This is a genomic window from Deinococcota bacterium, from assembly GCA_030858465.1.
Classification (GTDB): domain Bacteria; phylum Deinococcota; class Deinococci; order Deinococcales; family Trueperaceae; genus JALZLY01.
On record JALZLY010000384.1, the window covers coordinates 1 to 11,744 of the forward strand.

At 69.0% G+C, this 11,744-nt stretch carries 8 protein-coding genes; all 8 read left to right on the top strand.

The genetic code is table 11. From position 1 onward, the window contains the following. On the top strand, window positions 1-1,193 hold a 1,193-nt coding region (locus tag M3498_18905), incomplete at its 5' end, for a glycosyltransferase (GenBank protein ID MDQ3461338.1). 13 nt (window positions 1,194-1,206) lie between these two features. Beyond that, window positions 1,207-2,130: a glycosyltransferase family 2 protein gene (locus tag M3498_18910; protein ID MDQ3461339.1), complete on the top strand. Its 924-nt coding sequence runs from the start codon at window positions 1,207-1,209 to the stop codon at window positions 2,128-2,130. A 45-nt stretch (window positions 2,131-2,175) separates the two neighbouring features. Beyond that, window positions 2,176-3,507: a hypothetical protein gene (locus M3498_18915; protein ID MDQ3461340.1), complete on the top strand. Its 1,332-nt coding sequence runs from the start codon at window positions 2,176-2,178 to the stop codon at window positions 3,505-3,507. Beyond that, window positions 3,504-4,586 carry a glycosyltransferase family 4 protein gene (locus M3498_18920; protein ID MDQ3461341.1) on the top strand — a complete coding sequence of 361 codons (1,083 nt, stop codon included), beginning with the start codon at window positions 3,504-3,506 and terminating at the stop codon, window positions 4,584-4,586. The genes M3498_18915 and M3498_18920 overlap by 4 nt, the downstream gene beginning before the upstream one ends. Window positions 4,587-4,642: 56 nt before the next feature. Beyond that, a complete protein-coding gene (locus M3498_18925) occupies window positions 4,643-5,773 on the top strand; it encodes a glycosyltransferase family 4 protein (protein ID MDQ3461342.1) in 1,131 nt (376 codons plus the stop codon). Window positions 5,774-5,775: 2 nt separating this feature from the next. Then, window positions 5,776-7,455 carry an O-antigen ligase family protein gene (locus M3498_18930; protein MDQ3461343.1) on the top strand — a complete coding sequence of 560 codons (1,680 nt, stop codon included), beginning with the start codon at window positions 5,776-5,778 and terminating at the stop codon, window positions 7,453-7,455. A gap of 76 nt (window positions 7,456-7,531) precedes the next feature. Next, on the top strand, window positions 7,532-10,615 hold the full coding sequence (gene wbaP, locus M3498_18935) for an undecaprenyl-phosphate galactose phosphotransferase WbaP (protein MDQ3461344.1): 3,084 nt from the start codon (window positions 7,532-7,534) through the stop codon (window positions 10,613-10,615). 112 nt (window positions 10,616-10,727) lie between these two features. Continuing rightward, window positions 10,728-11,573, top strand: a complete 846-nt coding sequence (gene uppS, locus M3498_18940) for a polyprenyl diphosphate synthase (protein ID MDQ3461345.1) — start codon at window positions 10,728-10,730, stop codon at window positions 11,571-11,573. Window positions 11,574-11,744 lie beyond the last annotated feature (171 nt).

Here is an 11,744-nt window from a genome sequence, read left to right on the forward strand (position 1 = left end):
TTCCTGTCCTGCCGCGCTTTTTCTACTCGAGGGCCTTCACCCTGCCGCTCTTCTACACCGCCCACCTCCTGCTCGTCAGGAGGCTGATCCGCGAGCACCATATCGATATCGTCCACTGCAGGTCCTATCACGCCGCCAACCTGATGCGCTGGGCGAAGCGTCTTCTCGGCGTCTCCTGCAAGCTGGTCTTCGACCCCAGAAGCCTGTTCGTCGACGAAGGGCTGCTCTTCGGGGCGTTCAGCGAGGGCAGCCTCCACCACAAGCTCTGGCAGAGCGCCGAGCGAGCCCTGCTAGCGGAGGCCGACCGGGTGGTGAGCGTCTCGGACACGCTCGGCCAGGTCCTTCTGGAGAGGAGCCCGAAGGCACGGATCGTCACCATCCCGACGAGCACCAACACCCGCATCTTCAGGCGCAGCTGTGACGAGCAGGCGCGGCGGCGCGCCCTCGGCCTGCCCGCTCATGCGCCCACTAGGGCGGGTCTAGTGACCCTAGCATCAGAGCACAAAGTCCTCGTCTATCTGGGCAATCTGGAGGCCAAGGGCTGGTACTCTGCCGAGGTTCTCGCGGATGTCTACAGGGTGTTCCGGGCGACCTTCGGCGACACCGGCCTGCTCGTCGTCACGCGCGCCGACCGGGAGGGGCTGGTGCGCACGCTGGTCGCCCGCGGGCTGCTCGAGGGCGAGATCGTTATTGCCAAGGGAGAGCGTCCCGAGGAGGTCGCCGGCCTGCTCCAGAGCGCCGACTACAGCGTCATCCCCTACGGCAGGGTGACGACCGAGACCGAAAGGCGCATCGCCTGGACCGTCATCGCTTCGAAGACGGGGGAATACCTCTGTAGCGGCCTGCCGGTCATCGTCAACGAGACGGTCGGCGCGGCCTCGCGTCTGGTCACGGAGCACCGGGTGGGCTGCACCTTTCGGCTGGGCGAGGAGAACGCGCTCGCTGAACGCCTGCGGGAGATGGCCGCGGACTACCCGGGGATGTCCCGGCGCTGCACCGAACTCGGCCTGGCCTACTTCGACGCTCGAGACCACGCCCGCAAGTACCTGGGCATCTATCATGAGCTTCTGGACCGTGAACGCCTGGACCCTGAACGCCTGGACCGTGAACGCCTGGACCGTGAACGCCTGGACCGTGAGCCGAAGCGCCCGCCGCTGGGCGGCGCCTTGGATCGGGCGAGCATCCAGCCATGACCAGCATCCAGCCATGACCCCAAGCGGCGACCGCTCTCCCCTCGTCCACATCGTCCTGCTCAACTATGGCGGCTGGCGCGACACCCTCGAGTGCCTGGACTCTCTGGAGGGGCTGGACTACCCGAACTGCCAAACCGTCGTCGTCGACAACGCCTCGCCCGACGGCTCGGAGGCGGAGCTTCGCAGGGCCCGCCCAGACCTGAGTATGATCCAGAGCGGCGCCAATCTGGGCTTCGCCGGCGGCAACAACCTGGGCATCCGTCACGCGCTCGAGCGGGGCGCCCATTACGTCTGGCTCCTCAACAACGACACGGTGGTCGAGGCGGCCTCGCTGACGAAACTGGTCGAGACCGCCGAGGCCGAACCCAGCGTCGGCATGGTCGGCTCCAAGCTGCTCTTCTACGACGCGCCCGACAGGCTTCAGGCGGCGGGCGGCGGCAGGCTCTTGGCGCCCCTGGGCCTCACCACCGAGTTCGGCCGGGACGCCCGCGACGACGGCAGCTGGGACAAGCCGCTGGCCTTGGATCACCTCTCGGGGGCGAGCATGCTGGTCAGGCGGGAGGCGATCGAAGCGGTAGGCCTGATGGACGAGAGCTACTTCATGTACCGTGAGGAGACGGACTGGTGCTTGCGCATGCGCTTCGCCGGCTGGGAGCTCCGCTACGCCTGGGGGAGCAGGGTGTGGCACAAGGAGGGGCGCTCGGCCGGTTACAAGAGCGCCCGTCAGGACTACTACGTGGCGCGCAACATGCTCTTCTTGATGAAGAGGTTCTATCCGCACTATCTTCCGAGCGCCCTCCTGGTATCGGTGGGCCGCAGCCTGCTCGTCTCGAGGCTGCTGCGGCTCCGCTTCGGCAAGGCGCGCGCGGTCATGAGGGCCTACCTTGACTTCCTCACAGGCCGAAGGGGGAAAGCGCCCCACCATGACGCGCTCTAGCGGTAAGCTGGTAGGCGCGGCAGGAACCGTGACCGCCGGAAAGTTATGAACCTGATCCTCGTTCGAAAAATCTCTAGAGCTCAGCGGCTGGCCTCCCCCAGCGTCATCTTGCTCCTCTTTTGGCTGTTCGCCTTTGCGCACTACGGCTACCGCTATATTCTCGGCTACGGCGGCCCCTTTGCCGTGGCGGGCTACACCCCCACCCCGATCGCCTTCCAGATCCTCAAGGACATCGCTCTGGCCACGCTGCTGCTCCTGGCCCTGGCGCTCGTCTTGAAGCGCCGGGGGGGAACGGGCATCTCGCGCTGGTACTTTCCAGTCGCGACGCTGGCGGCCGCGGCGCTGGCGACCGGCCTCGTTGCCAGCCTCTGGAACGCCGCGAGGGGCGAGCCCCTCGGCACCACGCTGCTCTACGGCTTTCGCTACCCCTGGCTCTACACGGTCATGCTCGTCTTGGCGCCCGTGTTCGTGCCGCCGGAATCCGTCAAGCGCTTTTTGTTTCGCTTCGCCAACCTCGCCTTGTGGATGTCGCTGCCCTACTGGCTCGTCCAGGTCGCGCTCTACTACGCCGTCGGCCGCCTTCCCTGGAACGCCTATCCGGGCAGCCCGCGCTTTGGCGGCATCATGGACGATCCCAACGGCTACGGCATCTTTTGCGTCTTTCTCTTCGCCATCCTCCTCTCCGGCAGGGTGCGCTTCAAAACCTTCAAGCTGGCGGCGCTGACCGTGATGATCCTGATGACCTTCAGCCTGAGCGCCTACGGGGCCCTGGGGCTGTTTGGCGGCCTGGTGTTGCTCAGGCATCTCCTGGTCAAGGTCGTCCGCGTGAAACGGGTGCGCGCACGAGTCGCCTTCCCCTTGCTGACCGGTGCGCTCGCGCTCCTCGCCGGCGCCCTCGTCTATCTCGCGTCGCCCGCCGCGGCGGCGCACGCGGCGCACGCGGCGCGGTGGTGGGAGGGCAAGCTGCCGAGCGTTCTCCTGCACCTCGAGGACTTTTTCGCCTCGAGCGCGCAGGTCGTCGGCGCGGCGCCCGACGATTTTCTCTTTGGCGACGCCAGCAGCTTCAGCGAGAACTATTACCTCTATCTGTGGCAGAACAGCGGCCTAGCCGGAATCCTCCTGCTCCTGGCGCTGGTCGCGCCGCTGCTGTGGCTGGCCCTCACCGCCACAACCCCGCTCTACCGCAACGTCGGCCTCTTCGCGCTGACCATCCTTATCGCCGCCAACGTCATTCCCTACCTTCAGGTCTATCCCATCAACCTCTACTTCTGGAGCTCGCTGGGGCTGACGGCGCACGCGCTCCTCGGCCGTACTGCGCTATCAGCCCCTTCAGCCGAGCTCGCGCCGCGGATAAGACGAGACCTGCTCAACCGATGAGCATCGTGATCGACGCACGCATGATCAACGCCTCGGGCGTCGGCACCTACTTGCAAAACCTCTTGCCCAGAGTAATCGGCGCCCGTCCGGACAAGCGCTTCCTGCTCGTCGGCAAGAGCTCGGAGCTGGCCGCTTTCCCCTGGGCGCGGGGGGCCGGGGTAAGCGTCGCCGACTGCGCCGCGGCCATCTACTCGCCGGCGGAGCAGTACCGGCTGCCGCGCCTGCTGCCCCGGGATACCGAGCTCTTCTGGGCGCCTCACTTCAACATCCCGCTCCTCTACCGCGGCAGGCTGCTCGTCACCGTTCACGACGCCTTTCACCTGGCGCTGCCGCAGTACCTGGGCGGCCCCCACAAAAGGCTCTATGCCAGGGCGCTCTTCGGGGCGGTTCGCCACAAGGCGGCCGCCATTCTCACCGTCTCGAACTTCAGCAAGGCCGAACTGCTCCGGCTGACCGGGCGGGGCAAGGGGCAGGTCCACGTCGTTCACCTCGGCGTCGACGCCTCGTGGTTCGAGCTCGAGGCCAGCCGCAACCCCCATCCGCGGCCCTTTCTCCTCTTCGTCGGCAACGTCAAGCCGCACAAGAACCTGGCGGGGCTCCTGGAGGCCTTTGCGCAGGTAGCGGCGACGCTGCCGCACGACCTGGTGATCGTCGGCCGGCGCGAGGGCTTCGTCACGGCCGACAGCGCGGTCGCGACCAGGGCCCAGGCGCTCGGCGCGCGCGTTCGCTTTACCGGCTACCTGAGCGCCGACAGCTTGCGGCAGCACGTCATCCACGCGCGCGCGCTGATCCTGCCCTCCTTTTACGAGGGCTTCGGCCTGCCGCCGCTCGAGGCGATGGCCTGCGGCACGCCGGTGATCGTCTCGCGCGCGGCGTCCCTGCCCGAGGTCTGCGGCGACGCCGCGCTCTACTGCGACCCTCACGCCCCCGCCGATATCGCCGCCAAGATTCGCACGCTGCTGACGGACGGCGCTCTGCGCGAGGCGCTGCGCGCGCGTGGGCGAAAGCGGGCGGGGCAGTTCTCGTGGGACCGCTGCGCGCAGGAGACGCTTACGGTGCTCGAGGGGGTATTGGCGTGACGGCTCACGCCGGCGCGGCTCCAGCGCAGGCCGGGAGCCGAGGGGTCCTGCCGGGGCTGCGCGTCGCCGTCGTCCACGACTGGCTCGTCACCTATGCGGGCGCGGAGCGCGTGCTCGAGGGGATCCTCGAGCTCCTGCCCCAGGCCGAGCTCTACAGCCTGGTCGACTTCCTGCCCGAGGCGCAGCGCGGCTTTATCCACCACAAGCCGGTGCACACCTCGTTCATCCAGGGGCTGCCGCTGGCCCGGCGCCACTACCGCCACTTCCTGCCGCTCATGCCCTTGGCGGTCGAGCAGTTCGACCTGTCTAGCTACGACCTCGTCCTGTCGAGCTCCTACGCCGTGGCCAAAGGGGTCATTACCGGCCCCGACCAGCTCCACCTCTCCTACGTCCACTCGCCGGCCCGCTATGCCTGGGACCTGCAACACCAGTACCTGAGGGAGTCGGGACTCGAGCGCGGCGTCAAGGGGGCCCTGGCCCGGGTGCTCCTGCACCGGCTGAGGCTGTGGGACGCGCGGACGGCCAACGGGGTCGACGGCTTTATGGCCAACTCCCGCTTTATCGCCCGGCGCATCTGGAAGATCTACCGCCGCGAGGCCACGGTCATCCATCCGCCCGTCAACGTCCGCGACTTCGCCCTGCGGCGCGACAAGGAGGACTTCTACCTGACCGCTTCGCGGCTGGTCCCCTACAAGAAGATCGACCTCATCGCCCGAGCCTTCGCCGGGCTGCCCGACAAGCGCCTGGTGGTGATCGGCGAGGGACCCGAGCTGACCAGGGTCAGGGCGGCGGCGGGGCCGAACGTCACCCTCCTGGGCTACCAGCCCTTCGAGGTCTTGAGGGATCACATGCAACGCGCCCGCGCCTTCGTCTTCGCGGCCGAGGAGGACTTCGGCATCGTGCCCGTCGAGGCCCAGGCCTGCGGCACGCCGGTGATCGCCTACGGCAAGGGCGGCGTCCTGGAGACGGTCAGGGACGGCGTGACCGGGCTGCTGTTCCACGCCCAGACGGTGGCCGCGCTCCAGGACGCCGTGGCGCGCTTCGAAGCGGCGCGGCAGGACTTCAGGCCCGAGGCGATTCGCGAGCACGCCGGCGGCTTCGCCGAGGAGCGCTTCAGAGACAAGTTGGCGGCCTACCTCGAGAGCTCCTATGCAAGCTGGCAACGCGAGCGGGACGGCGCGGGCTGAGCGTGAACCGCTCGAGGCGCCTGGGCGTGTGGGGCCTCTGGGGACTCCTCAGCCTTGTCGCCGCGGCGCTCCTGCCCGTCCTGGCCTTGGCGAGCAGCGTGCTGGCCGGTTGGCTGGCTGGTTGGCTATGCCGCGGGCGCAGGCTCGCTAGCCTCGGCTTCACCGCCGCCCTTTTCGGCGCGATGCTGCCGGCGGCGCTGCTGGCGCCCTATCCCTCGGCGCTCAGGCTGCCCTTCTTGCCCGCACCGCGGCTCGAGCGCGCCAACCTCGTCGCCAACTCGGAGAAGGCCGGGCTGTGGGCAGGGCGAGGTTTCCGCCTCGTCGGCAGGGTGGCCGCGCCCCCGCAGGCCACGAACGCCGAGGCCGACTGCCTCGAGCTCGCCCCCGCGCCGCACTCCTACGCCACGCCGTCCGCCGAAGTGGCGCTGGCCCCCGGGGTCTACGAGGTGACCGGCAGCCTCTACCTGAGGAGCTACGCGCCTTCTGCAGACGGTCGGCAGGTCCACCTGCAGGCGGGCGGCTTTGCGGTCCACAGCCCGCCCAGCGGCCATACCCTCACCTCGGACTGGCAGCGGGTGACGCACAGCAATCTGGTCACGGTCGACAGCAGCAGCACCCTGCTCCTGCTCCTCGTCAACCACGACGTGACGCGGCCGCTAGCGGTCTGCGTCACGGGCGCGCAGCTCGAGCTCGGCGGCGAGACCACGCCCTACCTGAGCGCCCTGGAGGGGATAAGCCGGCAGCGCCGCGGCGGGCTCGACCGCGCCGTCACCGCGCTCGTCGTCCTCGGCGCCGCCGGCTTGTCCGTGCTGGCCGTCGGCGGCTGGCACGTACTCTGGCAGGCGGCGACGCGCACCGGGCTGATCCAGGGCCTGAGCCCCCTGGCCTTGGCCCTGGGCGGCTGGGCGCTCGCGCAGCGCTGGGGCCTGTTCTTTCCCGCTTTGGAGCGCGCCACCGGCTTCACCTTTCATCCCAACGTCTTCGGCGGCCAGCTCGCGGTGCTCGGCCTGCTGGCGCTCGCTACGGCCCGGTCCTGGCCTCTTCGCCTCATGGCCGTGGCCGGAGCCGCCGCCGGGATTCTGGCCACGGGCTCGAGGGGCGCGCTCTTGGCCTATCTGCTCGGGGTAGCGCTGTGGGCCGCGACCGCCAAGCCGCGCTCGAGCCGGCTCCTCCTCACAGCCACACTCATAACGGTCGCACGCATAACGGTCGCACTCATAGTCGCGCTCACAGTCGCGGCCGTGCTCGCGCTGACCTTCGGAAGCCTCGAGCCCCTGGACCGCCTCCAGTTCGGCGTCGCCGGGCGCACCAGGATGGAAGTCTACGCGGCCTCCTGGCAGCTCATCAGCGCGAGTCCCGTCTTCGGCTGGGGGCTGGGCAGCGCCTCCGACCAGCTCCTGCGGGTCCTTTGGGACAGCAACCCGCAAACCTACGCCCACGCCCACAACTTGGTCTTGCAGTTCGGCCTCGAGTTCGGCCTGGTCGGCCTCGCCGGGCTGGGCCTGGCCCTTTACCTGCTCTTGCGAACGCTGCTCGCCCATCGGGCCCGGCACGCCCTCCCGGCCCTGGCGGCGCTCTTCGTCAGCAACCTCTTCGACTACACCCTGGGCGCTCCAGAGCTCTACGTCCTCGCGCTGGTCCTCGTCGGCGCGGCCATGACGCGTCCGGCCCTGAGCCGGTAAACGCCTCGAGCCGCGCGACAGGACCCGGCAGGACAAGATAGCTGATAAGATAGCTGGGCGCGCTCGCGCCCAGCTTATGACTTCACTGACCATCAACCGCGGACTGGCCTTTCTGATGGGCTTCGGCGTCGCGCTCTTGCCCTCCTACGGCCCCTTTATCGGCCTGCTCTTCTTTTTTGGGGCGCGCTGGACGCTCAGGCGCTCGGATGCGCTCTGGCTCCTGGCCGCCCTCGTTCTGGCCCTGCCGCTGGGGCTGCACGAGGGCCCGAGCGGCCTGCTCTTCGGGTCCTTGCAGGTCTTAGCGGCCTGGCTCGTCTACAAGGCCTTTAGCCAGATGGGCTTTGGCCGCCGCGCCTTGGCCCACTCGCAGGGCCTCGGCCTGGGCCTGCTCTCCGGCCTCGGCGCGGTGGTTGCCTTGAGCTGGCTGAGAATCGACCAGCTCAACTTCGGCTACGCCAAGACCGTCGCCCAGGCCATCGTCTGGGACTCGCATCCGGCGCTCTACGGGCACACCATCTTGGCGCTCGGCGCGCTCATCGCCATCCTCTTCACGGACCCTCGCAAGCGGATGGCGAGCCTGGCCTTGGCGGCCCTGGGCATCCTGGTCACCGGCAGCCGCGAGGCGGCCATCGCCTGGGTGGTGGTGGCCGTCGCCCTCGTCTTTATCGGCCACGAGAGGACGCGGCGAGCCCACCTGCTCGAGGCCCTCCTGCTCGCGCTCATGCTGGCCATCGCGGCGGGATTGGGCCCCGCGCTGGGCTGGGGTCGGGTGGGCTTCTTGGTCGACCTGTTGCCTCCGGCCGAACAGCGGCCCAACCTGGTGCAGGGCTCGGAGATCGCCGCGGGTGACTGGTGGGACGCCTTGGGCGTCGCGGTCAAGGCCGCTACGGTAGACCTCGGTGGCAGCACGCTGACGCGCTTTGAGCTGCGCAAGACGCAAGCCGAGGAGTGGCTGCGGCTGCAGCAGGTGATCCCCATCCGCGCCGGCCTGCCCTACACGCTGAGCGCCTGGATAAGGGCTTCGCCGGGACGGCCGGGCCTGCAGGGCTGGGGGCAGCCGCTGCGCGGTGAGCCCTGGTTCGTCGCGGGGGCCCTCGAGGGCGGCTCCTGGCGCGTCCACTCGAGGGGGCCCGGGCGCGTCCTCGACGCGGGCGTCCTGGGGGTCGAGGGCGACTGGCGGCGGGTCTTCGTGAGCTTTATCTACGAGGGCGAGGCGCCGCTCTACTGGTCGGTGGGCTTGGCGCCCGACCAGCGCCAGGGCCAGGGCGCGCCCGCGGCCTTTGCCGGCTTTCAGATCGAAGAGGGCGAGGCGGCGGGCCCCTACCGGCCGGGTCCCGCCAGCAGGGGCCTGGGCCTCAGGGTGGCGCGGCTGCCCTACTGGGAGGCGGCCTGGGTGGGCTTTTTGGAGCGCCCCCTATGGGGCTGGGGCCGGGACAGCTTCGCGGCCTTTTTCGACCGCGCCTGGCCCGAGCGGGGCAGGCTCCACCACACCCCCGCCCACGTCCACAACCTGCCGCTCGGCATGCTCTTCGAGCGCGGCTTGGTCGGCCTCCTCGGCCTCGGCCTCTTTTTGGGAGCCATGTCGCAGCGCGCCTGGCGCAAGCGCGACTGGGCCTTTTTGGCGGTGCTCAGCGCGCTGCTGATCGCCAACCTCTTCGACAGCACGCTGCTCTACGGCGGCGTCCTCTACCCGCTCGCTGCGGTGGCGGGCTGGCGCGCCGCGCACTTCCGCGTGAGCGAGAGGGAGAGGAGCGAGCTCCCCAGGCAGGCGGGCGTGGGCCTCGCCCTTCCTGTGACCGACTACCTCATGACGGTGGCGGCACTCTATCTGGCGGCGCTCGCCCACGTCCTGCTCGGCCGCCCCCTCGAGGGCTTCGGCGAACTCTGGCGCGCCCTGGCCTACGCGCTCCTGTTGTGGCCCGCCATGTACTGGCGCGAGGGCCTCTATCCGGGCTACGGCCTGACGCCTCCCCGGCAGCTCCAGAGGCAGGTCACCGGCGCCCTCTACGCCGGCCTCATCGTGGCGGCGGGGACGGTGCTCTTCGGCGACCTGCTGGCCGTCTCCAGGAGCGTCCTGCTCCTCACCGTGCTCTTCAGCATGGTGCTCTGCCCGCTCGGCCGCGCGCTCATGAAGCGGCTCCTCCACCGCGCCGGGCTGTGGGGGCGGCCGGTGGTTATCCTGGGCGCGGGCGCCACCGGCCAGCGCATCGCCAGAGCGCTTCAGCGGCGGCCGCTCGAGGGCCTGATGCCCGTCGCCCTCTTCGACGACGACGACGACAAGCAGGGCACGGTCATGGCGGGCCTGCGGGTGCGCGGGCGCCTCGACGACGCCAACGCCTACGCCGAGGCCGCCGACGTCAACCACGCCATCGTCGCCATCCCGCGAGTGTCGCGCGCGGTGCTCTCGGATCTCATCGGCCGCAAGGGCCGCGCCTTTAGACAGGTGCAGTTCGTGCCCGACCTGGCCGGCCTGCCCGCCACGGACGTCTACGCCAGCTCGCTCGACGAGGGGCTGGCCCTGGAAGTCCGCAACGGCCTTCACTCCGAACGCAACCGCCTGGTCAAGCGTGTGCTGGACCTGGTCCTGGGCGCGCTGGCGCTCCTCTTCAGCCTGCCCCTGCTGGTCCTGCTCTACCTCTGGGTGCGCTCAGACAGCCCCGGCCCGGCCTTTCACCAGAGCGAGCGGCTGGGCCAGGACGGCCGGGTCTTTCGCTGCCTCAAGTTCCGCACCATGTTCACTGACGCCGAGGCGCGGCTTACGGAGCTGCTCACTGCCGACCCCGGCCTGCGTGGCGAGTACGAGCGCTTTCACAAGCTGGAGGGCGACCCGCGCATCACCCGCGCCGGCAGGTTCTTGCGCCGCTACAGCTTAGACGAACTGCCGCAGCTCGCCAACGTCCTAGCCGGCGAGATGAGCCTGGTAGGGCCGCGGCCCTACCTGGCGCGCGAGTACCCCGACATGAACGGCTACGGCGAGACCATCCTCGAGGCCAAGCCGGGCATCACCGGCCACTGGCAGGTCTCGGGCCGCAACTTTTTCACCTTCGGCGAGCGCCTCGAGCTCGAGGCCCACTACGTCCGCAACTGGTCGATATGGTGGGACATCATCATCTTGGTGCAGACCGTCATCGTGGTCCTGACGCAGCGCGGCGCCAAGTAGACCCAGATAGACCATTGTGTAAGTAGACACAGCGAACGTGAGAGCGAACGTGAGAGCGAACGTGAGCAAATCCGCGACGCCGCCCGCGCGGACGTGATATAACCAAACAGTTTTGAACTCCGTCCTCCGCCACCCCCTCACCCTGCCCGTCGCCAGCAAGGCGCTCGGGGTCTGGCGCCTTCTCACGGGGCCGCTCTACTGGTGGTACGAAAGGCGGCTCAGCGCGGCTATCACGAGAAGCGGCAGAGTTCCCCGGCACCTGGGCCTGATCATGGACGGCAACCGGCGCTTCGCCCGCTCGGTGGGCCTGACGAGCACCAGCGCCGGCCACGACTACGGCGCCAAAAAGGCGCGCGACGTGCTCGAGTGGTGCCTGGACGTGGGCGTCAGCCACGTCACCATGTGGGTCTTCAGCAACGACAACCGAGGCCGCGACCCCCGCGAGGTCGCCCACCTCCTGGAGCTCTTCGCCAAGGAGGCGAGCGAGCTCGCCCAGGACCCCAGGCTCCACAAGAACAAGGTCAGGGTGAGGCTGATCGGCTGCATCGAGGACTTCCCGCAGGGTGTGCAGGACGCGCTGCGCAACCTAGAGCGCGTGACCGAAAGTTACTGCGGCATGCTCGTCAACATCGCGGTGGGCTACGGCGGCCGCGAGGAGATCGCCGAGGCGGTGCGCCGGCTCGTCCGCGAAAAGGTCGCCGCGGGCGTCAGTGTGGACGCGCTGGCCGGCGAAATCGGCGCCGACGAGATCGGCCAGCACCTCTACACCGCGGGCACGCCCGACCCCGACTTCGTCATCCGCACCTCGGGCGAGGTGCGCCTCTCGGGCTTTCTGCTGTGGCAGACCGCCTACAGCGAGTTCTACTTTTGCGACGCCTTCTGGCCCTCGTTTCGCAAGGTCGACTTCCTGCGCGCCCTCAGAAGCTTTCAAGACCGCGAACGCCGCTACGGGCGCTAACTGCTACGGGCGCTAAAGGGTCACGTCCCCTTGGACGGGCTTGGCTTGACACTCCCCATGAATAAATTCAGGGGATTCTCGTTCTCACTCGCGCCAAACCGGAAGGGTTGGACGAGTTTACCGAGCTTAGGGGTGTGTCATGCACCCCGCCCGCTGGAACCTCAAGAACCA